Genomic DNA, 229 nt, shown 5'->3' with positions numbered 1-229 from the left:
GTAATATCGCGCACGATCTAATGCCTGTACAACTGCAGGAACAAGGATTGGATAGAATATTGGAAAAAACGGTTGCCAGATGGAACAGTGGAGAAGGCTATAAGATTCGGTATACAAGTCAATTGAAGAATAGATATCCTTTGCGAACAGAGGCGGCATTGTATAGAATTGTTTTGGAGCTGCTACACAATATCAAAAAACATGCAGAAGCTTCAGAAGTAACGATAGA

The 229-nt window shown here is 39.7% G+C and carries 1 protein-coding gene; it reads left to right on the top strand.

The features are described from left to right. Positions 1–47: 47 nt before the first annotated feature. Positions 48–229 (top strand): hypothetical protein (locus VJI94_RS08935; RefSeq protein ID WP_324009123.1); only part of this gene is annotated, 182 nt, incomplete at its 3' end.

Source organism: Parvimonas sp. D9, assembly GCF_035282565.1.
Taxonomy (GTDB): domain Bacteria; phylum Bacillota; class Clostridia; order Tissierellales; family Peptoniphilaceae; genus Parvimonas; species Parvimonas micra.
The sequence above is the reverse complement of the archived record's forward strand: the minus strand, read 5'-3'. Positions and strand labels throughout refer to the sequence as shown.